The sequence below is a fragment of the Pseudoalteromonas sp. NZS71 genome, assembly GCF_015864715.1.
In the GTDB taxonomy this organism is placed as follows: domain Bacteria; phylum Pseudomonadota; class Gammaproteobacteria; order Enterobacterales; family Alteromonadaceae; genus Pseudoalteromonas; species Pseudoalteromonas arctica.
Genome location: NZ_JADYWS010000001.1, coordinates 19,992 through 43,956, shown reverse-complemented (window position 1 = coordinate 43,956; position 23,965 = coordinate 19,992). Strand labels below are relative to the sequence as shown.

23 protein-coding genes are annotated in these 23,965 nt (G+C 38.7%); 18 read left to right on the top strand and 5 right to left on the bottom strand.

All coding sequences use genetic code 11. The features are described 5' to 3' along the window. Positions 1–256: 256 nt before the first annotated feature. Positions 257–598: a GNAT family N-acetyltransferase gene (locus I6E85_RS00185; protein ID WP_308807808.1), complete on the top strand. Its 342-nt coding sequence runs from the start codon at positions 257–259 to the stop codon at positions 596–598. On the opposite strand, the gene I6E85_RS00180 is transcribed toward I6E85_RS00185, so the two are convergent. From I6E85_RS00180 to I6E85_RS00170, 3 genes are read right to left on the bottom strand one after another with little or no spacing between them, the layout of a single operon-like run. Continuing rightward, entirely contained in the window at positions 595–1,203 is a 609-nt protein-coding gene (locus I6E85_RS00180; RefSeq protein ID WP_007582431.1) for a PqiC family protein, read from the bottom strand. The genes I6E85_RS00185 and I6E85_RS00180 overlap by 4 nt on opposite strands. Continuing rightward, positions 1,203–2,858: an intermembrane transport protein PqiB gene (gene pqiB / locus I6E85_RS00175; protein ID WP_007582433.1), complete on the bottom strand. Its 1,656-nt coding sequence runs from the start codon at positions 2,856–2,858 to the stop codon at positions 1,203–1,205. Before pqiB ends, I6E85_RS00180 begins: the two co-directional genes overlap by 1 nt. Then, positions 2,855–4,021 (bottom strand): paraquat-inducible protein A, encoded by a 1,167-nt coding sequence (locus I6E85_RS00170; protein ID WP_010553945.1) that lies wholly within the window; start codon positions 4,019–4,021, stop codon positions 2,855–2,857. Before I6E85_RS00170 ends, pqiB begins: the two co-directional genes overlap by 4 nt. A gap of 221 nt (positions 4,022–4,242) precedes the next feature. Between I6E85_RS00170 and I6E85_RS00165 the strand changes: the two genes are divergently transcribed. Beyond that, complete coding sequence (locus I6E85_RS00165; protein ID WP_308807807.1) at positions 4,243–4,932, top strand: transporter substrate-binding domain-containing protein; 690 nt, start codon at positions 4,243–4,245, stop codon at positions 4,930–4,932. Here I6E85_RS00165 and I6E85_RS00160 read toward each other — a convergent pair. Continuing rightward, entirely contained in the window at positions 4,921–5,736 is an 816-nt protein-coding gene (locus I6E85_RS00160) for a thioesterase family protein (RefSeq protein ID WP_024593153.1), read from the bottom strand. The two genes, I6E85_RS00165 and I6E85_RS00160, sit on opposite strands and share 12 nt — an antisense overlap. A 243-nt stretch (positions 5,737–5,979) precedes the next feature. On the opposite strand from I6E85_RS00160, the gene dnaK reads away from it, so the two are divergent. The 12 genes from dnaK (at position 5,980) to I6E85_RS00100 (ending at position 19,147) form a co-directional block, all read left to right on the top strand. Beyond that, on the top strand, positions 5,980–7,893 hold the full coding sequence (gene dnaK, locus I6E85_RS00155; RefSeq protein WP_024591803.1) for a molecular chaperone DnaK: 1,914 nt from the start codon (positions 5,980–5,982) through the stop codon (positions 7,891–7,893). 202 nt (positions 7,894–8,095) lie between these two features. After that, positions 8,096–9,235, top strand: a complete 1,140-nt coding sequence (gene dnaJ, locus I6E85_RS00150; RefSeq protein WP_010553942.1) for a molecular chaperone DnaJ — start codon at positions 8,096–8,098, stop codon at positions 9,233–9,235. 97 nt (positions 9,236–9,332) lie between these two features. After that, positions 9,333–9,794 carry a Cys-tRNA(Pro) deacylase gene (gene ybaK / locus I6E85_RS00145; RefSeq protein WP_024591802.1) on the top strand — a complete coding sequence of 154 codons (462 nt, stop codon included), beginning with the start codon at positions 9,333–9,335 and terminating at the stop codon, positions 9,792–9,794. Between the two features lie 150 nt (positions 9,795–9,944). Continuing rightward, complete coding sequence (locus I6E85_RS00140) at positions 9,945–10,349, top strand: DUF1761 domain-containing protein (protein WP_024591801.1); 405 nt, start codon at positions 9,945–9,947, stop codon at positions 10,347–10,349. Positions 10,350–10,441: 92 nt separating this feature from the next. Continuing rightward, complete coding sequence (locus I6E85_RS00135) at positions 10,442–10,810, top strand: response regulator (protein ID WP_010553939.1); 369 nt, start codon at positions 10,442–10,444, stop codon at positions 10,808–10,810. A gap of 147 nt (positions 10,811–10,957) precedes the next feature. After that, positions 10,958–11,209, top strand: a complete 252-nt coding sequence (locus tag I6E85_RS00130) for a hypothetical protein (protein WP_007585454.1) — start codon at positions 10,958–10,960, stop codon at positions 11,207–11,209. Between the two features lie 203 nt (positions 11,210–11,412). After that, a complete protein-coding gene (locus I6E85_RS00125) occupies positions 11,413–11,676 on the top strand; it encodes a hypothetical protein (RefSeq protein WP_010553937.1) in 264 nt (87 codons plus the stop codon). A 170-nt stretch (positions 11,677–11,846) separates the two neighbouring features. Continuing rightward, complete coding sequence (locus I6E85_RS00120; RefSeq protein ID WP_024591800.1) at positions 11,847–13,577, top strand: cache domain-containing protein; 1,731 nt, start codon at positions 11,847–11,849, stop codon at positions 13,575–13,577. Further along, positions 13,570–14,934, top strand: a complete 1,365-nt coding sequence (locus I6E85_RS00115) for a sigma-54 dependent transcriptional regulator (RefSeq protein ID WP_024591799.1) — start codon at positions 13,570–13,572, stop codon at positions 14,932–14,934. The genes I6E85_RS00120 and I6E85_RS00115 overlap by 8 nt, the downstream gene beginning before the upstream one ends. Positions 14,935–15,108: 174 nt before the next feature. Further along, complete coding sequence (locus tag I6E85_RS00110; protein ID WP_024591798.1) at positions 15,109–16,065, top strand: porin; 957 nt, start codon at positions 15,109–15,111, stop codon at positions 16,063–16,065. Between the two features lie 9 nt (positions 16,066–16,074). Beyond that, a complete protein-coding gene (locus tag I6E85_RS00105) occupies positions 16,075–17,550 on the top strand; it encodes a DASS family sodium-coupled anion symporter (protein WP_024591797.1) in 1,476 nt (491 codons plus the stop codon). Between the two features lie 178 nt (positions 17,551–17,728). Further along, positions 17,729–19,147 carry a coniferyl aldehyde dehydrogenase gene (locus tag I6E85_RS00100; RefSeq protein WP_024591796.1) on the top strand — a complete coding sequence of 473 codons (1,419 nt, stop codon included), beginning with the start codon at positions 17,729–17,731 and terminating at the stop codon, positions 19,145–19,147. A gap of 144 nt (positions 19,148–19,291) precedes the next feature. Here I6E85_RS00100 and I6E85_RS00095 read toward each other — a convergent pair whose 3' ends face one another. Then, positions 19,292–20,017 carry a tetratricopeptide repeat protein gene (locus I6E85_RS00095; RefSeq protein ID WP_007582012.1) on the bottom strand — a complete coding sequence of 242 codons (726 nt, stop codon included), beginning with the start codon at positions 20,015–20,017 and terminating at the stop codon, positions 19,292–19,294. A 687-nt stretch (positions 20,018–20,704) separates the two neighbouring features. Here I6E85_RS00095 and I6E85_RS00090 point away from each other — a divergent pair. The 4 genes from I6E85_RS00090 (at position 20,705) to I6E85_RS00075 (ending at position 23,957) form a co-directional block, all read left to right on the top strand. After that, positions 20,705–21,568, top strand: a complete 864-nt coding sequence (locus I6E85_RS00090; protein ID WP_024591795.1) for a DUF6279 family lipoprotein — start codon at positions 20,705–20,707, stop codon at positions 21,566–21,568. 85 nt (positions 21,569–21,653) lie between these two features. Continuing rightward, entirely contained in the window at positions 21,654–22,682 is a 1,029-nt protein-coding gene (locus I6E85_RS00085) for an XdhC family protein (protein WP_024591794.1), read from the top strand. Further along, positions 22,676–23,269: a nucleotidyltransferase family protein gene (locus I6E85_RS00080; protein WP_024591793.1), complete on the top strand. Its 594-nt coding sequence runs from the start codon at positions 22,676–22,678 to the stop codon at positions 23,267–23,269. The genes I6E85_RS00085 and I6E85_RS00080 overlap by 7 nt, the downstream gene beginning before the upstream one ends. Positions 23,270–23,468: 199 nt before the next feature. Continuing rightward, the gene (locus I6E85_RS00075; RefSeq protein WP_007582016.1) at positions 23,469–23,957 is read left to right on the top strand and encodes a (2Fe-2S)-binding protein; all 489 of its coding nucleotides are present in this window, start codon (positions 23,469–23,471) and stop codon (positions 23,955–23,957) included. Positions 23,958–23,965: the final 8 nt, after the last annotated feature.

Here is a 23,965-nt window from a genome sequence, read left to right as displayed (position 1 = left end):
GAGGTTAAATTTGCAGCAGTATGTTTGGTATTTAGGCAAGGCAGAGCCTATGTAGTGTGGTTATTCCCCATAAATAGGCGATAACACAGCATAAATGCCAAACATGCGCTGCCCGAAGGGTTCTACCTAGGGGCAATTAACTCTTTGTTGCTCGGTTTTTACTTAGCCCACTAGGTTACAAACCTCACGCCGCGATTAAATCGCCCCTAGATTGAACAAATTTTAATCCTGAAAGGTCAACAGGCCCTAGTCATTTATTGCTTCTCATAAATACCAAGGCTTTGGGCCTTACATTATTACTTTGCATAATGCTGTAGTGGTTGGCGTTGTTGGGTTTTATAAACGCGCCGCGTTACTGCAACCTGATTTAGGTTTTGCACTTGTAAGCGGTTTTGAAAAAAAGGGTTATGTTTTTGAAGCGGCCAGCGCACTTTTGCAACATAAGCATGAATTTGGAATTACAAAACTGTGTGCAATAACATCACCAGATAATAGGGCATCGCAGAATGTGTTGTTAAAATTGGGCTTTAAAATAAAGGGCAAGGCGGTTATCAATGATGATAAAACCGCCGTAATTATATTTTCACTTAATGATTAAAGTCTTGCTTGTTCTATTTGTTTTGCAACATTTAGGTTTATATTTAGCCATGTTGCTTCAAGCGTTGAAACTAAACCGTCGTATCCATCATCATCTATAGGTACTAGGTTTGAAAAATTATGAATACTTATAAGACGTCGGCCTGTTTCTGGGTGTGTGTAATATAAACGCCAAAGCCCTGAAATATCAGCGTTACCTTCCATATCGCCATTAAAGTGGTGAATTTCGTATTCAAGCTCATAAAACGTTTGCTGATCGAGTTCGGTAATGACCGGTAAGCCCTTTATTACCATCCAATTTGGCATAGCATTAAAAAGAGTTTGCTGGGCTGTTGCAGTGAGCATTACATCCGGCGATTCGCCCCACAGGTTGTAATTTGCGGCATGAATTTGGTTGCTATCTATTTTCATAGCAATACCTAAATTATTTAAAGCACCTCTAAGTACAACTGTTTGTATTCTTAATTGTGCGTCTGTGTCTGTCACATTTCGAGAAGAGGCACCAATAGGCTGCTCAAACTGGTAATACTGTGTCGCAGTTTGTATTGATGAACTACAACCTGCCAATAGTAATAATAAACTTGCAGTTAAAAATAACGATTTCATTATTGCTTCCTTGGTTTTGGATCTGCTGGTAATGATTTATCAAAAATTAGCATATTAGGTTGCTCGTTTAATCCGCGAGTTAGAGGCTGTAGGCCCTCGCTTAAACGTTTAAACTCTTTTAATGTTTGCTGTATTTGATGATGAAGTTCAGAACCTGCTTGGTAACTGGCCATGGTTTTATCAAATTGGCGCATAGTTACTTCAAACTGCTCCATACTTTTTGTCATCTTTTCGAAATTACGATTAAAGTCGCCTGGTAAGTTTTGTGTATCTTTTTGGCTTAGTAGCTCTCGCATTTCATTAGCAAGCGCTCGGTAATCGGTAAATGTGGCTTGCATTTGTTCTAAGCTATCTTCAACTTTTAAGTTATTTACTTTATTAAGTACGTCAGAGACTTGGTCTGCTAATACGGTTATGCCGCTAGAAATACTCGGAAAAACATCATACTGCACAAGTTTACCTAGGTGCGCTTGCGGTGCATCTGGGTATATATCAAAATCAACGTACACTGCACCCGTTAATAAATTACCAGGCTTTAACGAGGCGCGCATACCACTTTCAATCCAGCCTTTTAAACTACCTTGCCAATACTCTTTAGCTGAGGCACTGTCGTGATACAAGCGTCCGTATTCTACTTTTATAAGTACTGGAACCGCCGTATTATGGTTTCTAAAGTGGGCAGGTTTACCGTCAATAATTACATTGGCAGGGGTTTCAACAACAGTACCTACACGCATACCTCTATATTCGACAGGAGCACCTGTGCGTAGTCCTCGAACTGATTGTTCAAATTCAATGAGGTAGTAATCAAAATCGTAAAAGCGCTCTTCTAGCGCTTCTTTATAGCTTTGGCTTAATGAAAAGCTATGCCCATCTTGTGCTATTTCACCCGGGGCCTGTTGCTCAGGTAAGCCAACCGAAATGCCGCCTTTTAAAAGTTTACTTAAAGAGCCCGTATTAATATTGATGCCATCGGCAGATAGGTCAATTTCAATCCCTGCGTTCACCCAAAAAATAGAGTTCATGGTGATGAGATTTTGATAAGGTTCTTTAATAAATACGCCGTACTTCATTGCTTGGTTTTCCCAATCAAAAGTGGCGGTTTCTATTTGACCTATTTTGTAATTTTTGAAAAATATACCAGTACTCACATCAAGCACTTCAGCGTTGTAACTCATTAATTTGAAACGGCCACCTTTCACATCTTTACCAATGAGGGCGGGTTCGTCTTGTAATTTAAAACGCTCTTTTAGCTCTTTACTTTCACCGGGTGAAAACTCTAAATATACACCAGATAATAGCGTGCTCATTCCGCTAATACCCGTTTCATCAATGCGTGGTTTTACGACCCAAATTTTGGCATCATCAGTTAATAAGTTATTGTAGTTTTTGTCTATTTGCGCACGGGCAATAACGCTGTCTTGGGTGTCTGATAGTCGAACATGATCAATTTGACCTATTTTTACACTGCGCACTTTTATTTCAGTCTTACCTGCAATAATGCCCTCAGCTTGTGGCATCTCGATAAAAATTGTAGGGCCTTTATTAGCTTGGTATTGGTATAACATCCACATGCCCACTAACAGCGCAATTGCCGGAATGATCCAGATAGCGGAAATTTTCGGTTCTTTTGTTATTTCGGCAGTTTCGGTCATGCTTTGTTCTCTGATTTTTTGTTTTTAGGGGAATCCCACAACAAGCGTGGGTCAAAGGCATGGGCAGCCATCATTTGGCATATTACCATAACTGTAAAAAATACAATGCCTAATCCTGGTGTTACTGACATTAAATTACCCAGTTGAACTAAGGCAACTAAAATAGCAACCACGAATACATCTATCATCGACCATTTTCCAATAAACTCAGTCAGTTGATAAATTCGGGTATAACTTTTTGTATGTCTATTGGCAGGCCTCGTTACCATAAAGCATAAAAAGCTCAACACAAAAGCTTTAGCAAGTGGCACCACAACGCTGGCTAAAAATATAATAGCGGCAATAGGGTAGGAGCCACTTTTCCAAAGAGTAATAACACCACCAATTAAAGTCGAAGGGGATTCATCCCCAAGACTAGTGGTATGCATAATAGGCAACACATTAGCTGGAATATAACAAACAACAGAGGTAATTAGCCAAGCGGCTGCTTTTTGTACGCTGTAAGGATTTCTAACGTGCGTTTTTGTATGGCAGCGCTGACAAATATTACCGGTACATAGTTGATGGCACACATGGCAGGCTTTAATATTTTCATCTATTGCACGTTTAGCATGCTCTGCGCCTTCGAGTACTTTTACAGGCTTTATTTGAGCCCATAAGCGTGGGCGATTTAAGTGAACAAGCGCGGCTATATATAAAATAACAAACCCCACATAAGCCCAAAAACTCGTGCCAAAGCTAATATCAGCCAGCGACATGATTTTAACCATACTAACAAGTACGCCAATTAAAAATATTTCCGACATAATCCAGGGCTCTAACGCAAGGGTGAACTTTAGTAGTCGCCTTGCTATGCCCTCTGGTAATGTTTTTAAAAGCCCAAGATGCAAAGGAATTAAAATAAGAAGCAAACCCATAGGCAGAGCAATAATGCTCAAATCAATAAATAAGCCAAGCAGTTCACTATCGTAATTAAATAAAATTCGAGCCGCGTCGGGCAGTGTAATAGTTTGAGTAATACCACTACTGCTAAAAGAAATAAAAGGGTAAAACATACTGCTCAGCAACATTAATAGTGCGCTAAAGCTTAGTGCAACTATACGACTATCGTGATTAACATCGGCTTCGCAAAGTTTATGGTGGCAATGCGGGCATATCGCCATTTGTTTTGCGATTATGCGAGGTATATCTATGATCAGATCGCAGCAGGGGCATACAGTTTGCAATTTAATACCAAGCAAGAAGAATATTTCTTCAATTTTGCTATATTTAATACATTAATACAACGCGTTCTGCTATCAAGCTGTTCGTTATATAAAGGAAGCGTGTGAAATATTATTTTTACTACATATTAATGTGGCTTTTTATTTGCTCGCAAAATGCTGTGGCTATTAATAAAGAGCGAGAGGTAATGATCGCTGCGAGCGCATCAATTCCCCCCTATGTTTTTGTAAAAACGGACTCGGGTATACACCTAAATTTAATAAAAGCCGCGTTAAAGGCCAATGGATTTGCTAATATTAATGTGCAATATATGTCGAACAAACGCGCTGAGCATCAATTACATAATAAAGGAGTAGATATACTTTTAAATTATGCTGGAGGAATTAGTGCGGGTATTTATCCAAGTAAAACGGTACTTAGTTATGAAAATGTGGCCATTACACTCAAGCGAAATAAATATAACATTGATAAAATAGAAGGCATGTTTAATAAAAACGTTCTTGCTTTTCAAAATGCAACGGCATATCTGCCTCCTATATTTAAAAGGAATGTTAAACACTTTAGCTCATATCAAGAGGTTATTAATCAAAAAGCGCAGGTAGATAAGCTGTTAAAAGGTTGGGTTGATGTAATTGTGTTAGATAAGCGTATTTTTTACCATTACTACAATCGGCATAAATCCCCCGAAGCTGTGCAAATTTACACTTTATTTCCAAAAGCAGATCGACCTGCTTATTTTAACAACTTCTCTTTAGCTACTGAGTTTGATATTGGTTTGGCGCTCATCAAGCAAAATGGTACTTATAAAAGGATTGTTGATGAAGGCCAAACCCATTCATCAATCAAATAAAGCCACTGTTTGACGTGTAAGCGCTATTAGCTCACCCGACTGCGACCATATACAGCCATCCTCTAAACCGTAACCATCTTTTGAATGATGAGTAATTGCTTCAAAGCCAAGCCATTCTCCAGGTGTTAAGTTTGGCTCTTGCACAAATTCTAAATACCACGACATGCTACTTGCAGGAGCGGGTTGTTTAAACATTTGTAAAAGTGTTGGCGGCCATGCATCGGTCAATGCAATCACATGGGCTTCAGTTATTTGTTCGGGCGTATGTTTAAAGCGCATCCAGCCACCTAAATGAGAGGTTTCTGCACTACTAAATGGCATAGCACCTTGCTGTGGGCACAAATCAACATGTTGGAAAAATTCAGGCATCTGACCTTTTATAAAAGGTAATGTGTGGCGCTCATCTACTGGCTTTAAACCCAAAGACTTCGAAACAGGCACATTAATACCCGACTCTCTACTTTTAGCAAAACACGCTTGTACAATTACGCACACTTGTTCATTTTGAATCGCTTTGGCGAGTACCTGTGTACTGCTTTTACCTTGGCGCAGTATTTCAACAGACAATGAAAAAGAGGTATCGGCAAGTAATGGCCCTACAAAATTAGTACTGAGTGAAAGTAAGCGACGATCATCCGTTACCTTGCCTCTGATTGCTTGATATAACAGCGCAGCCGAAAGCCCACCAAAAGCAGTTCTGCCCTGACACCAGTTTTCTGGGAATTGCATTGTGCTTGTTGATTGTTCGGTATTGTCTGAATTTCCAATTTTTGAAGCTTGCTGAAGTAATTGTTCAAAATGCATATGAAGATATCCTTTTATAGTGCGATTTAATAAATTTATAACACAATCAAACTAGTCAGACCAGTAATTAAAAGCGACTCCAGCGGTGTAAAAATCATCATTCCTTACAATTATTAGGGTTATTTTGTAAATAAATCACAAAAAATGAATTTTTTTTCATTTTTACAGTTGAAATAAGTTTGGCGCATCCCTATTTACTATGTCATCGAACGTATTAACGAATATTGAAGTTGGAGAAGTTTCATGGGTAAAATTATTGGAATCGATTTAGGTACTACAAACTCTTGTGTTGCAGTACTTGATGGTGGCAAAGCACGTGTTATTGAAAACGCGGAAGGCGATCGCACAACCCCGTCTATTATTGCTTACACGCAAGACGGCGAAACATTAGTAGGTCAATCTGCTAAGCGTCAAGCGGTTACTAACCCGACAAACACATTATTTGCAATTAAGCGTTTAATTGGTCGTCGTTTTGAAGACGAAGAAGTACAACGCGATATCGGCATCATGCCGTTTAAAATTGTTAAAGCTGATAACGGCGATGCATGGGTAGAAGCGGGCGGCGAAAAACGCGCTGCACCACAAATTTCTGCTGAAGTACTGAAAAAAATGAAGAAAACAGCTGAAGACTTCTTAGGTGAAGAAGTAACTGAAGCCGTAATCACAGTACCTGCATACTTTAATGATTCACAACGTCAAGCTACGAAAGATGCTGGTCGTATTGCGGGTCTTGAAGTTAAACGTATTATCAATGAGCCAACGGCTGCGGCACTTGCTTACGGTATGGATAAAAACCGTGGCGAAAACGTAGTTGCAGTATATGACTTAGGTGGCGGTACTTTCGATTTATCAATCATTGAAATTGATGAAGTTGAAGGCGAGCACACTTTTGAAGTACTTGCTACAAACGGCGACACTCACTTAGGTGGTGAAGATTTCGATAACCGCGTAATCAACTACTTAGTAGCTGAATTCAAGAAAGATCAAGGCTTAGACCTTAAAAATGATCCGCTTGCAATGCAACGTGTTAAAGAAGCTGCTGAAAAAGCAAAAATTGAACTTTCATCTGCACAGTCTACAGAAGTAAACCTTCCGTATGTAACTGCTGATGCATCTGGTCCTAAGCACATGAACGTGAAACTAACACGTGCTAAGCTTGAGTCACTAGTTGAAGATTTAGTAACTAAAACAATTGAGCCACTTAAACGTGCACTTGCTGATGCTGATTTATCAGTAAGCGACATCAACGACATTATTCTTGTTGGTGGTCAAACACGTATGCCTTTAGTACAAAAAATCGTTGCAGAGTTCTTCGGTAAAGAACCTCGTAAAGATGTTAACCCTGATGAAGCAGTAGCCGTAGGCGCAGCGATTCAAGGTGGTGTACTTGCTGGTGACGTTAAAGATGTACTATTACTAGACGTTTCTCCATTATCTCTAGGTATTGAGACAATGGGTTCAGTAATGACTGCACTGATTGAGAAAAACACAACGATTCCTACTAAGAAATCGCAAACGTTCTCAACAGCTGAAGATAATCAATCTGCTGTAACAATCCATGTACTTCAAGGTGAGCGTAAACGTTCAAGCGACAATAAATCTCTAGGTCAATTTAACCTAGAAGGTATTCGTCCAGCACAACGTGGTACACCGCAAATCGAAGTAACATTTGATGTTGATGCCGATGGTATCTTACATGTATCTGCTAAAGATAAAGATACAGGTAAAGAGCAAAAAATTACGATTCAAGCATCTTCAGGCTTAAGCGATGACGAAATTGAAGCGATGGTTCGTGATGCAGAAGCACATGCTGAAGACGATAAAAAGTTTGAAGAGCTTGTAGCTGCTCGTAACCAAGCTGACGCTTTAGTTCACGGTACACGTAAGCAAGTTGAAGAAGCTGGCGATGCATTACCAAACGAAGACAAAGAAGCAATTGAAGCTGCTGTTGTAGATTTAGAAGCTGCAATTAAGAGCGACAATAAAGAAGAGATTGAAGCTAAAACTCAAGCTCTTGCTGAAAAGTCTCAAAAACTAATGGAAATTGCTCAAGCGAAAGCACAGCAAGGTTCAGCAGACGCTGGCGAACAACAGTCAACTAAGCAAGACGACGACGTTGTTGATGCAGAGTTCGAAGAAGTGAAAGACGACAAGTAATTGTTGCTACCGCTTCTCGCTAGCCAAAAACACTTAACTCAGTTAGGTGTTTAGGTTAGGATGAACAATTGAGGCGCGCGAGCAATAGCTTGTCGCGCCTTTTGCATGTATTCAAGGTTTAAAAATTCAATGATAAATCGATGCGATTTATCGATTTATCCTGCAGCTTACGCTGTAAACAGAAAAGAGTAGTGTGATAGATATGTCAAAACGCGATTATTACGAAGTCCTCGGCGTAAGCAAAGATGCGAGTGAGCGAGACATAAAAAAAGCGTATAAACGCTTAGCGATGAAATATCATCCAGATCGTACCGCAGGCGATAAAGATCTCGAAATAAAATTTAAAGAAGTTAAAGAAGCGTACGAAATACTAACCGACGATCAAAAACGTCAAATGTATGACCAACATGGTCACGCAGCCTTTGAACAAGGTGGTGGCGGTGGTCACGGTGGTTTTGGTGGCGGACATGGCGACTTTGGTGATGTATTTGGCGACGTATTTGGTGATATTTTTGGTGGCGGCGGTGGTCGACGTCAATCTCGTCAACAACGTGGATCTGATTTACGTTATAACATGGACTTAAGCTTAGAAGAAGCTGTTCGTGGTAAAGAAGTTGAAATTAAAGTACCTACATGGGTTGGTTGTGAGCCATGTGATGGCAGTGGTGCTAAAGCGGGTTCTAAACCTAAAACATGTACTACATGTCATGGTGCTGGCCAAGTGCAAATGCGCCAAGGTTTCTTTGCTGTTCAGCAAACGTGTCCAACGTGTCAGGGACAAGGTCAAATTATTTCAGATCCTTGTAACAGCTGTCATGGACAAGGCCGCGTAGAAAAAACTAAAACGCTTTCAGTTAAAATTCCAGCTGGCGTTGATACAGGTGACCGTATCCGCTTAACGGGTGAAGGCGAAGCCGGAATGCATGGCGCGCCATCGGGCGATTTGTATGTGCAAGTGTCGGTTCGTGAACATGAAATATTTGTACGTGAAGCGAATAATTTATATTGTGAAGTGCCAATTAGCTTTACTACAGCAGGCCTTGGTGGCGAAATTCAGGTGCCAACACTTGATGGTCGTGCAAAACTTAAAATACCGTCTGAAACTCAAACGGGCAAAATGTTCCGTATGCGTGGCAAAGGTGTTAAGTCTGTACGCAGTGGTGCCCAAGGCGATCTAATTTGTAAAGTGGTAATCGAAACGCCAGTTAATCTTAACGAGCGTCAACGTGAACTACTTCAAGAGTTAGATGAAAGCATGGGCACAGATAGCTCTAAAAACCGTCCTAAAGAGCAAGGCTTTTTTGACGGTGTTAAAAAGTTTTTTGATGATTTAACTAAATAAATTTAAATTATTATGAACAAAAAAACGACGCTTTTAGCGTCGTTTTTTTTGCTTTAAACTTAATTTTTGTTACTGTGAATAAAAAAGATGAAACAGCATGACACCAGCAATAGATCTGCTTAAAAAGCAAAAAAAAACCTTTGAAGTACTCAGTTATGAGCACGATAAGAATAATAGTCATTACGGGCTTGAAGCCGTTGAAAAGTTAAATTTAGACAGTGCACAAGTATTTAAAACCTTAGTACTTGAAACACATGAAGGGCATCTGATTGTTGCTGTAACGCCTGTATCTCAACAAGTTAATTTAAAACAGTTAGCTAAACTATGTGGTGCTAAAAAAGTAATTATGGCTGCCCCACAAAAAGTACAAGTTAGTACCGGTTATATTTTAGGAGGGGTGAGTCCGCTTGGACAAAAAAAACGTCTAGCTACGTTTATTCATAGCAGTGCTTCTCTCTTTGACACTATTTATGTGAGCGCCGGAAAAAGAGGCTTAGAAATAGCACTCTCGCCAACTGATTTAGCCTTATTGACCAATGCAAAATTTGGCGATTTATAAATTTTATTTTTATAATTACCTTCTATACCAAAAATTAATTTAAGTTAGGCCATTTGCTCAATCCCCTATTTATAACTACATTGGGAGTATCTTTATACCGTTAATATTTAATACCAAACGGTATTACACTTTTTGTATATGGCTGTTTGTATGAACCTTTTAGATGTTGATTATTTTGCGATACTAGTGGCTGCACTGTCTTCTTTTATGCTTGGTGGTATATGGTATTCAAAAGCTCTCTTTAAAAATGCATGGCTAGAAAGTATTGGCTTAACTGATCTGGATTTACAATCGGCTAACCCTAAGTTGATATTTGGTGGCAGTTTTTTTTTAGTTTTTATAGCGGCTTTAATGCTATCTCTTTTTTTAGGTAAGGATGCAAGCGTAGGTGAAAGTATAGGAACCGGCTTTGTGATCGGCTTTTTTTGGATCAGTAGTTCATTTGGATTGAGTTATATATTTGAGCAACGCCCTCTAAAGCTTTTTTTAATTAACGGGGGGTACCATATTTTACAGTTTTCGTTAATGGGGCTCATTTTAGGAATATGGCCGTAAGATTTAAATAATCAGCAAATCCAAATTTGATCCTTATCTACGAGTAGAGTAGTTTTATATAATCCCATTTATACAATTTGGTAAAGAAACTAATGAAAATATTAGTTGTTGATGATATGCCACTCATGCGACACGTATTAATTAATATGCTTAGAAAACTAGAGTATAGCAATATCGTTGAAGCAACTGATGGATTGCAAGCTTTGGTATTTCTGCGCAACCAGCATTTCGATTTGGTTATTACTGACCTTCATATGCCAAAAATGGATGGCGTTAGTTTACTTACTAACATTCGAAAAGATAAAGAACTCGCTGATATTCCCGTTTTAATGGTTACTTGTGAAGACAGTACAGATAAAGTTAAGCAAGTTATTGCAGCTAAGGTATCAGGGTTTATAGTCAAACCTTTTAATATGAATGTATTGTCATCTCAGTTAAACCGCTTCTTTTTTAAAGATTAGAATGTGTTTATTTTATAAGGGCTATATTTTAATGGGCCTTTATAGATTAAGTCTGCCGTATCTAAATTCTAAGTCAGAGGTGGTAACCTTTACCCATCTAAACTGATATAATTGCTAATTACTCTTTATATAATACCGCAGGACGTAATGGCAAAACCCAACAAAAAAGGCCCTACTAAAACGGTTGATATTTTTTGCTCTGCTTGTAAAGCCTCTTTATTTAAATATCGAAAAGGGGGGAAAGGAGCATTAGTTAAGTGCTTTAAAGAGCGTATTAGCCAAGACTTTACAACAGAGGCTTGTATTTGCCCTAACTGTAGCCGGCCATTTGCCCGAGAAGCGATTATTCGCGGTGCGCCTGCCTATAAAATAATTGGCGGCAAAGTAACCTTTAAATAAGGTATATGAAGTAATACTAAACCGCAATAATACTTAATTAAGCGAATAAGTATAAAGCCTTGTGCATGCGGACATATGGCCTTGTTAGAATTTACCATATTGATAGAATCGCCCGGTTTGCTGTTTCAATGAATGAAAAAATACCCTCCCCATGGATCGGGCCAGTTTATTGGGTTATTTAAAAATGGATAAAGGATAGTTTCGTGATAGCACTCTTATTTGACATCATAGGCATGACAGGTACTTTTTTAGTAGTTGGTTCATTTTTTTTACTGCAGCTAGGTAAAACATCTCCAGCTAGCTTAACGTATAATATGATGAATTTAACAGGGGCAATTTTACTGTTAATTAGCCTTTGTTATAACTTTAATTTAGCGAGCTTTGTAATCGAGATATTTTGGATTGCAGCGTCGTTAATTGGCTTATATAAATATGTTAAAAATAGATCAACATTAGCTACAAATTAATTGTTTTTTAATTTAATGCTAAACAGATCGCTGTAAACATAGTTGTTTACGGCGATTTTTGTTTTTAAACACTTTAAAACTGTTGTTAACAAAAAGTTTATATCTCTGCTAGAGATTAGCCGTTACACTAGCGCCCTAAAATTTTCTTGGCTATTTTTTGCGAGTTCTTCATGTTTTCTTTTTCTAAAAAAATCATTACTGTTTGTGTGTTACTCGTACTTATATTAGTTGTTACGTTTTGGCTTGGTCGTTCTCATGATGTTGAGCAAGCAACCTACCAGGCTGAGCGCCAAGTTACGCAATTAAATAACTATATTGATACTGAGCTTGCTCGTTTTTCTGCTATTCCCCAGTTACTTACCTATAACTCGTTAATGATAGACTTTGTAGATGCGCAGCCACAGCACTATAACGCTATTAATAACTACCTTGCTGATATTCAACAAGCCAGTGGTGCCTCAGATATTTTTGTTCTAAATACTCAAGGCGAAGTTATTGCCAGTAGTAATTGGCAAGCAGATTATACTTTTTTAGGTAGCAACTTTGCGTTTAGACCTTATTTCAAACGTGCATTTGCAGGCGAAAAAGTAGCGTACTTTGCATTAGGCATGCGCTCTAAAGAGCGTGGTATTTACTTTTCACAAGCAGTATATCGCGACAATAAAGCCATTGGTGTTGTTGTGTTAAAAGTGAATGTAAGTAAATTTGAGGATGACAGAGAGCTTCTAAATACTTCAAAGGGTAGTCACTTTTTTTTGCAGCTTGCAGATGAGGTAATTGCAATGTCAGATATGCAAATGTGGCGATTAAACAGCTTCACTGAGCTTGATATAACGATGCGCAGAGATATTAAATCTCGTCGGGCTTATTTAGATCATCAGCCTTTGTATATAAAGCAGTTTCAATTTTCTAATGAAGGTATTAAACATTTAAAAATAGATAAAAAACTTTACGTAATGTCGCAAAGACCTTTACGATATTTTAATGCCACAATGAACGTACTCGTTGATATAACAAAAGTTAATTCAGCTCAACTGCCTCGCTTATTTTGGGTATTTATTATCTGTAGCTTAGTTATTATTATTAGTTATATTTTATTAACTCGGTTTGCGGGTTATAAAAAGCTGGTGTACTCCAGACATAGCCTTGAACTTGAAGTCCTTGAGCGCACTCAGGCTTTGGAAAAAGTACAAACGGCTTTAGTGCAGTCTGCAAAGCTTGCGACAATAGGACAGCTAAGTGCAGGAATTAACCACGAAATAAACCAGCCGCTCAGTGCTATTAATACTTATTTAGCTTCGGCAAAGCGTTTATTAGCTAAAGGAAATACTTCAGCACTTGGTGAAAGCTTAGTAGTGATTGAGGGATTAGTTAATCGAGTGCACCAAATTGTAGGTCAGTTAAAGCATTTTAGTAAACCTTCCAAAATGCAGCTCAGACCTTACCCTCTTGCAGGGCTTGTTAATAACGCATTAATGATTTCTAGCGCGCAGTTAAAGCAAGATAACGTACAAGTAGAGCCACCTCAATTTGATGAAACAGTCGTTGTGTGGGTCGATTCGCTTAAATTTGAACAAGTACTCGTTAATTTAATTACTAATGCTAGCCAAGCTATGAATGGCGCAATTATTCGTAACTTAAGTTTTCAGCTGGAGTGTTTTGAAGAGCGCGTAAAACTGTCGATTTTAGATACTGGCTCTGGTATTGAGCAACATGCATTTGGTAATTTATTTGAACCTTTTTATAGTACTAAATCAAGTAAAGGTTTAGGCCTTGGTTTATCTATATCAAAACAAATAATAGATTCGTTTAATGGTTGTTTGAGCGCGCACAATCGAGTTGAAGGCGGGGCTGAATTTATAATTAGCCTCTCTAACAGGCAGGAAAATAAAGATGATTGACAGCTCTCCATGTAATCACATAATAGTCATTGATGATGAAGCAATGATCAGAGACTCTTTAAAGCAATTGCTCACTCTCGAAGGATACACCGTTGATTGCTTTAATGACGCAAGTACCGCTCTTAGCAAACTCAATAGGCGCTTTGCTGGAGTTGTGCTGAGCGATATAAATATGCCGAACATGGATGGCTTAACGCTTTTAGAGCAAATAACGGCTTTTGATAGTGAGCTCCCTGTAATATTTTTAACTGGTTACGCTGATGTATCGATAGCAGTTAAAGCGATGCAATTAGGTGCGTATGATTTATTTGAAAAACCAGTTAACGAACATCTTCTTGATTGCATAGCACGAGCGTGCGACAAACGAAGCCTTGTTATGGAGAACCGCGCATTAAAAGTGGCTGTACAGAAAACCTCAGCCCCAGGTGTACGCATACTAGGTGACACACCTAAAATGCAACACATGATGCACTTATTAAACACAATTATAGATACCCCAACCGATGTAATGATTGAAGGTGAAACTGGCACAGGTAAAGAACTTGTAGCGCGGTATCTACATGATCAGAGTAATCGCTCTAGCTGTAATTTTGTTGCTATTAATTGTGGCGCAGTACCAGAGCAGTTAATAGAAAGCGAATTGTTTGGTGCAGCAAGTGGTGCATATACAGGGGCTACTCAAAGTCGAAAAGGTAAGTTTGAATATGCACAAGGTGGTACGGTCTTTTTAGATGAAATAGAAAGCACTCCAATGGCACTGCAAGTTAAGTTATTACGCGTATTAGAAGAGCGAAAAGTAACACCTGTAGGCGATAACAAAGCAATTGATTTAAACATCAGAATTGTTGCAGCTACAAAAGTAGACTTACTTGCGTTAGTTGAAAAGGGTGATTTTAGAGCTGATTTATATTACAGACTTAGTTTGGTTAACGTTAATATTCCGCCATTACGAGAGCGAAAAGCTGACATATTACTTTTGTTTAAACACTTTAGCTCTATTGCTGCAACTCGCTATCATAAGCCGCCGGCGGCAGTAAATTACGAAATACAACAGCGGTTAGTTGCCTATGACTGGCCGGGCAATGTGAGAGAGCTAAGAAATCAAGCAGAGCGAGCTGTATTACTTGGTGCCGAACTTGCCTTTGCTGAAGTTAAAACACAACAATTAGGTGGCTTATCTCCCGATTTAAGCTTATCTGAAAAAGTCTCTTTTTATGAGCAGTCACTTATTGAGTACGCGCTTGAGCAAAACCACGGCAGTATTAAAAACACCATGGAAACACTGCAAATTGCTCGTAAAACACTTTACGATAAAATGAGTAAATACAATCTTAATAGAGATATGTTTACTGACTAAATGTGTGGGTTTGGTGACAAGACCCACTTTCTTATGTGTGGTAATTCACACGCTTTTATTTAAATTAAACGACTTATTTTAGTAAGCTATTGAAATAGATTGCTTTTATACACTTGGCAGTAAAGTTGCCTTATTAGCGCTACAACAAGTAGATTCTAATAATTAGGGCACACGATGACAAAAACTACACACACCTGTATTTTATTTCTATCCTATGGTTGCTTAGCTACATTTTCACACACATCTTTTGCTGCAGAGTACGCTGTATACGGTAAAGCCGAAGTACAAATTGCCAGTACTGATACGGGCATAATGCGTTATGCCGAAGAGGGTACTCAAATTGAAGCGCCATACTCGCGTATTGGTATTAAGGGCGATCATAAACTTAACGAATATTTAAGTGCTGTTTTTAAATATGAGGTACAAGTTAAAGGTTTTGAAGAAGATGATACGCAAGAGCCTTTTACTGCACGTAATACTTACTTAGGTTTAAAAGGTGCTTTTGGTGAAGTTGTTGTAGGTCGTAACGACACTCGCTTTAAATACTCTGAAGGTAAACTCGATAACTTTAACGAAACTCAAGCCGATATGGCACAGGTTATTGCAGGTCAAGACCGCCTCGGTGACACAATAACTTACACCTCAAACTATTGGCATAATACGCAGTTTTCATTTACTTATGCGCCAAAAGATGACAATAAAGACGATAAAGCAGGCTTTGCTGCTACGCTTATTTATGGCGACCGTAATTTAAAAAGTACTTCATATTATGTGTCGTTCAGTCATGTAGATTCACTTAACAATGTAAAAGCAAGCCGCCTTGTTGTTGTTTATAAGTTCGAACAATTACAACTTGGTGCGTTATACCAACATTCAGAATCAGTAGATGGCACAAAGTCGGGCAATGGTTACGTATTAAGTGCCAGTTATACACTTGATAAGTGGGTGCCAAAAATTCAATTTGGTAAAGATGACTCAACTCTTCGTCAAGCATCTGAGGCAACGCAATGGAGCACAGGCCTTGATTATGTATTTGATAAGCAAACTACAGCTTATCTTTTATATACCGATCTTAATTTAGAAGAACAAGACGACAGCAGTGTTGCGCTTGGTCTTAAATACAAGTTTTAGAGGCTAGCCATGACAGATAATATATTGACGCAAGAACCAGATAAGAACAGACATTTTCAATGGCTTTTTTTAGTACTGGGCCCTTTAGTAATGCTATTAACATGTTTACTTGATCCGCCAACAGGAATGTCGGTTGCGGCATTTAAAACCGCAGGTTTAGCGTTTTGGATGGCATCGTGGTGGGTAAGTGAAGTTGTACCAATTCCGGCAACTGCATTGCTACCACTGGTAATATCACCACTGGCTGACATAGCAGCAATAAAAAGTGTGGCTGCGCCATATGCACACCCGTTAATCTTTTTATTTTTAGGCGGATTTTTAATCTCAATTGCTATGGAGCGTTGGGGTTTACATAAACGTATTGCATTAAGCACCATGTTATATGCGGGTAAAAAACCAAGTTTACAAATTTTAGCTATGATGCTTGTTACTGCATTTTTATCTATGTGGATGTCTAATACTGCGACAGCCGTAATGATGTTGCCTATTGCACTTTCAATTACCAATTTGGTTAAGCAATCAGACCCAAGTAATGAAGGGTTTGGCAAAGCATTGCTACTATCAATTGCTTATGGTGCAAGCATTGGTGGTATTGCTACTTTAATTGGTACACCGCCTAATGCATTAATGGCTGCATACCTATCTGACAGTTACCAAATTGAAATAGGCTTTGCTCAGTGGATGATTGTAGGCGTACCACTGTCTTTAAGTATGCTTATTATTAGTTGGGTTTGGCTTACCAAATTTGCGTATAAAGTAGATGCTAATGTTAAAAACGATCAAAAAATTGATACCAAAGCGGTATTTTCTGAACAGTTAAAAAAGCTTGGAATAATGCAACGCGCAGAAAAAGGCGTATTGTTTGTATTTGTGCTTGCTGCACTTTGCTGGATATTTAGACCTTTATTGGGTGATATAACAGGTCTTAAAATTTCAGATACTACAATTGCAATTGCTGCTGCATTACTGCTGTTTGTAATGCCTGCTAATAAAGGCAGTGATGAGCGTATTCTTGATTGGCAAAACGCCTCACAAGTGCCTTGGGGCGTATTGCTATTGTTTGGGGGCGGACTTACGCTTGCATCTCAAATTAAATCGTCAGGTCTTGCCGAGTTTATTGCTCACATGATTGAAGGCGCAAGTGCGATTCCTCTTGTTATGAGCGTACTTGTTGTGGTTGCTTTAATTACATTTTTAACTGAAATTACAAGCAATACAGCAACCGCTGCAGGTTTCTTACCGTTATTAGGTCCTGTTGCTGAATCGATAACAGGTTCACCCCTTGTATGGGTTATTCCTGCTGCTATTGCGTGTAGTTGCGCATTTATGATGCCTGTAGCAACACCACCAAACGCTATTGTGTTTGGCTCAGGGCAAATTCAAATGCGCGACATGATAAGAGCCGGCTTTGTGCTAAATATTGTGGCTATTGTATTAATTACGCTGGTAACAATGACGATTGCAGCGCAAGTATTTGGCTTTTAAAGCTGTACTAAATTAGTTCCAACCAGTAGCTTTGTTTATATTTACAGTTTTAAACAAAGCTACTCTTTATACTTATTTATATTGCTCAAGAAGCTCTTTTTTAGATAATTAGTGTTATTGCTCGAAAAACAGAACAAGGTTATAGTCTGCGGTAACTTTAAAAATTGAGTAATCTATTTTGAGCACCGACACATCACAGGCAATGCCTTTAATTCCCCTATTTGATGAATTGCAAAAAAGCTTTCTCGAAACACCTTACTTGCCAATTGATAAACGTCTCGTTTTATTAAAAAAACTCCGTGTACGTATTGTTGAACTTGAGCAAGAGCTAGTGGATGCTGCTTCAAAAGACTTTGGTTACAGAACCGCTTTCGATACTCTACTTGGCGATATATTGCCTACGGTTCAAACACTCGCGCACATTATCAAAAAGCTACCAAAATGGGCAAAGCCAAGTAATCGCTCTGTAGGTTTAAGTTTGTGGCCTTCAAAAGTAAGTGTTAATTACCAACCTAAAGGTGTGGTTGGTATTATTGCACCGTGGAATTACCCGATTCAGTTAGCGTTAGTACCTGTGCTTACCGCCATAGCTGCCGGTAATAGAGTTATGCTCAAATTAAGCGAGTTTACACCTCACACAAACGCCGTTATCGAAAAAATATTTAAAGACGACATGCAAGCGCATTGCAAAATAATACAAGGCGGTAGCGACGTAGCCGCGCAGTTTTCATCACTACCATTTGCTCATTTATTATTTACGGGGTCATCGGCCGTTGGTAAATTAGTAATGGCTTCAGCGAGCCGTAATTTAACACCAGTAACGCTTGAACTCGGTGGTAAATCGCCAGTTATTATTACGCAAAATGCCGATATTAAAAAAGCGGCGCAAGCTTTACTGTTTGGAAAAATGGCCAACGCAGGGCAAATATGCGTTGCTCCCGACTACGTATTTGTACCCAAAGAGCTTGAGCATCAGTTGGTTCAGCAATTATGCGAGCTTTATAAAAAGCACTTTAAAGACGGTGTTGAAGGTAAAAACTTAACCTCTATTATTAGCGATGCACACTATAAACGTTTAGCAACCTACTTAGAGCAAGCCCAAGAGCTTGGCGCAAACATTATTAAGCCACTTGAGCAAAACCAGCAAGATGAGCAAAAACATCGTATGGGGCTGCACTTAGTGACTCAAGTTACTGACGAAATGCAGCTTATGCAAGATGAGCTATTTGGCCCAATACTACCAATAATGAGTTATGACAAGCTCGACAGCGCAATTGACTATATTAAAGCCCATCACCACCCGTTAGCGCTTTATATTTTAGGGCAAGATAAGCACGCTCAAGAATATATTATGAAGCAAACAATCAGTGGCACTGTAGCGATAAACGATACGTTAGTGCAAGTAACTGCTGACGATGCCCCTTTCGGTGGTGTAGGGCATTCAGGAATGGGGCATTATCATGGCATAGAAGGGTTTTTAACGTTTAGCCATGCTAAAAACACGTTAGTATCGGGCTCGTTTAATCCTCGTATTGTTATGCTGCTAAAACAAAGCAAACTTCTTATTAAGCTACTAAAGTGGCTTTACATAAAATAAGAGTATGTTGATTTTGTAAAGTTGAATAGATTTTGAATCTGCTAAATCAAGATATTAAAAAGGCTGAATTACGTTATGTAATTCAGCCTTTTTTAGATTAGTTTCAAACTAAGGTCTTAAACTCTTAAACTTTAAAATAAGACTTTAAAATAAGCGACCTTCGCCAGCATAAGTACCCACTTGTATTTTTGCATAAATGGCATCGGCTTTTTCTTTAGCTTCTTCAATTTCTTTAGGCAGCATTTTACGCTCATCAAGTTTGCGGCTATGACTCGCTTGCATATTGCCGTTGTACTCAGCGATAGTATTCCAAATGTATGACTTTTCTAAATCTTTTGGCATACCTAGCCCTTCAAAATACATGAGGGCTAAATTGAATTGTGCTAAAGAGTAATTGTTTGCAGCCGCTTTTTCGTACCAGTTGCGTGCCGCTTCATAATCTCGCGTAACGCCCACGCCATTAGAATACATTACACCTAAATTAAACTGAGCCGCAGGCAGGTTTTTATTGGCTGCTTTTTCAAATAAGGTAACAGCCATTTGGTGATCAAGCTTTACGCCTTTACCTTCGTCGTATAAAACAGCTAACGCAAACATTGAATCCGGATGGTTCTTTTTAACGCCTTGTTGATAAAGCGCAGCAGCTTTGCGGTAATCGCGTGTTACACCGTATCCACCTTCGTATAATTTAGCTAGTTCGTAAATTCCTGGCGCAAAACCTTTATCGGCAAGGTATTGAAATTCTTTTAGGGCGACTGCAAATTCACCTTCGTTAGCTGCTCTTATGCCATCTTCTAATGTTGCATGAGCGAAAGGGCTGGCAAGTAAAACGCCAGCAAGAACGAGTGCTTTCAAATTAAACTGTGACATATTAATGTCTCCAATTAGTAATAGTTACGATAGGTTTTAGGGCCAGTATATCTTGCCGCGATTAAATAGCGCCTAAATAGAACAAGTTTTAATCCCGAAAGGTAAACAGACTTTAGTTAAATGCTAAATTATTAAATTTTTGCACTATTTGCGCATTTTAAACGTTTAATACTCAATGCATTTAAGTAGAGACTAAATCGGTTATTATAAATAGATGCAAAAAAGGATGTCTACTGTTATGTTTTACGCCAGCTTTAGCGCAAACGCAAGGCGATACCTTATCAGATCGTGCGTATAAAATGTAAATAATAGCGCGGTGGGCTTTTAAGGTAAGTAAACGAGTTTAAGAAGTGTAAGATACAGATTTTATAGAAAATTTAAAGAGATAAAAAAAGCCCGTTAGGGCTTTTTTGAGTCATATTAACCGTCACTAATATGAGCAATGTAGCAAGTAAATGTGATATTTGATGTTATTACTTGGGTCGAGTAAGTAATAACACGAAGCGGCACGATCTTCTTTTAATGTGTCAGCATCCTTGCTGAATATTCTTCCGTAGGCACTGAGGTCGTTACACTGTGTTTGTGCGAACGATTATCAGTTAGATCTAAATGCAAGTCAATACTTAAATGATAATTATTATCAAATGAGTTTTGAGCTTTGCCACAATCTAAATAATAGAGAAGGTTATGCTTAATAATTTCAAAGCAAAAAAACTAAAACAGATATGCCTTGCTGTAAGTATGTTGTTTTTATGTAGTTGTTCGGCATCTTTTACTTACAATAATTTGAGTTGGCTTTCATCGTTTTGGGTTGACGATTATGTTGATTTAAATAAAAAGCAAAATACACAGCTAAAAAACATAATTACAACAACACAAAATTGGCACCGAACTACCCAGTTACCCGCCTACAGACAAGACATACAAAATATAAAAGTATTGTTTAACCAAACATTGGAGGCTAAACAATTAAAAACACAGGTTGTGCTTGCAAAACAACATTGGCAGAACCTACTTGGATACGCAAAGCTGCCTTTAGCTGAACTTGGGGCAACCTTATCAAGTGAGCAAAGAGGTGAGCTTTTAAACAATATCCAAATAAAAATTAACGACGAACGCGAAGAGTTTAACGAACAAACCCCGCTTGAGCGAAAAAGTGAGCGTTTGGAAGAGCAATTTGAATACTACGAGCAGTGGATAGGCAAGCTTAATAAACAACAAAAAGCGCTGATTAAATCAACTAATGAGCAACATAGAGACTCAGGAGCGCTGTGGTTAGAGTATAAGCAAAACCGTTTGAATGCAGCCAAACAGGTATTCAAAAATGCTGAAATTACAAAAAAAGAATTTATAAATCAGTTAAGTACGGTTATTAAAGAGCGCGAACTTTATATGAGCGACGCACTATTGAAAAGCAATGAAGCAAACTTAAATTTATATATAAATTTACTCTACGAATTAAACCTAACTCTAAATGATAAACAACGCCAAAGCGTTAATGATCAATTTGATGAGTTAATTGAGACCTTAAACGATATAATAGAAAACTAAATTGTGCGTGAATTATTAAGTTTTAAATTAGCTGTTTAGGCTGGTTTGTTTTTAAACGCAAAAAATGCTTTTTAAAGGGCAATATATGGTTACAGATTTGAAAAGTATCTTAAACACTTGGTATCTCAATAGGGACAACCAAGAATGGGTTTTAGCTACTTTGTACAAAATTGAAGGCTCTAGCTACAGAAAACTAGGGGCTATGATGCTTATTTCGAGCCTAGGCGAGCGCTTGGGGATGCTTTCGGGAGGCTGTTTAGAAGCTGACATACAGCGCCACGCTAAACAAGTAATGAGTACTTTAACCAGTAAAACCATTAGTTATGATGCTACCGATGAAGACGATTTAACATTTCAACTTGGCATTGGTTGTGGGGGCATAGTACACATTTTACTGCAGCCCATTCACAAAGCTAATGACTATTTACAGCTAGAGCTTGTATCTAAAGCACTTAATGAGAATAAACCAGGGCGATACCTTCAACAAGTAAGCCCCATTTTGCCAGCCGGCAGTGGTGTATTTACGCAAAATGATGAGTTACATGGTTTATCAATGAACCGCAAAGCGCAGTTGGTAGAATTACAAGGCGCTACGTGCTTGCAAACTTCTATTTATCCGCCGCCTCATTTATTAATAGTGGGTGGTGGCGCAGATGCAGTTCCGGTTTATACATTTGCCAAACAACTTGGTTGGAGTGTAACTGTATGGGATACACGTGCTGCCAATGCAAAAAGGCAATATTTTAAAAATGCTGATGCTATTTTGCGCTTCACACCGAGTGAGTTAAAAGAATATTGCATAACTAATAAAGTAGATGCTGCTATTTTAATGGCTCACAGCGTTGAGCTCGACGCGAGTACGTTGGCTCAATTTAAAGATGTTCCTTTTAAATACATAGGGTTATTGGGTCCTAAGCACAGACGTGAACAAGTTTTAGAGCACGCAAATACGCGTGTTTCACAAATTAAGTCTCCTGTTTTTGGGCCTGTCGGTTTAAATTTAGGCGGCGACTCGCCAGAGAGTATTGCACTATCGCTGATCAGCGAAATACATGCAGTGCTGTGTGATAAAGATGCCCAATCACTAAGTCATTGGGGGCAAGAGCCGTGCTAATTGCAAAAGTTGTTTTAGCCGCAGGTCAATCATCTCGCTTTAACGGCTGTAAATTAACAGCTGATATTGGCTTTGGCAAAACAATGATTGAGCATGCTGTAAATACACTGCATGCACTTGATGACACGCCCGTGTATGTAGTTACCGGGGCATGGCATAAAGAAGTAGCGCAAGCACTGGCAGGTTATAAAAACATAGAGCTGATTGAGAACAAGCAATGGAGCCAAGGTTTGGGTCATTCAATCGCGACAGCTTCTCAAACTGTGTTTAAAAATAAGTCCTTTGATGGGATTTTATTTATGCTCGCGGATCAGGTTGAGCTAAAAGTAGCGCACTTAAGTGAGCTAGTTACTGGTTTTACACGTAATCCATCGCGCTGGTGCGCAAACTATGGCGAGCGTTTAGGTGTACCCGCTATATTCCCAGTGGTTGATTTATCTCAGCTTGCAAGCTTAACTTCAGATAGAGGTGCACAGCAATTACTGCGCTCCAGCAGTGAGGTCGTCAATACAATTAGTTTACGTAGTGCGAGTTTAGACATAGATACTCAAAAGCAGCTAAGTAATTTTATAGCTAAAAATGAGTGAAAAAGTATTAGTAGGGCAAAATAAGTTTTAGCTGCGCTAACGCTTTAGTGCAGTGGTTATGGTATTTAGCTGTTAATGTAGCTGATGCGGTAACTATATGTGTTATGGATTAGTAGTTACAACAATCTTAACTGTTATAACCTGTGTTTAAATTGGATAATTTAAACACAGGTTATAAAGCTTAATCAAGGGGCAAGCTATGGTGACGTTTACAATTAATGGCAAGGTGGTTGAATCACACGCAAGTGAAGATACACCATTGTTATGGGTTATTCGTGATGAAATTGGATTAAAAGGGACGAAGTTTGGTTGCGGTATTGCAATGTGTGGTGCGTGTACGGTGCATTTAGATGGGCAAGCAACTCGCTCATGTGTTTTACCAATTGGCGCAATTGCAGGAAAAAACATTACCACAATTGAAGGGCTTAATAACGAACACCCACTTCAAAAAGCATGGGTTGAAGAGCAAGTACCACAGTGCGGTTACTGTCAATCGGGGCAAATAATGCAAGCTGCTACTTTGCTGGCAGCTAATCCAAGTCCTTCAGATGAAGAAATAGTAAGCCATATGAATGGTAACTACTGCCGCTGTATGGCTTATAAACGTATTAAAACGGCTATTCAACGCGCTGCAGATGAGTCACAAAGTGTAGTAAATATATTTGATCCAAATGCACAAGACGCTTAACTGGAGCC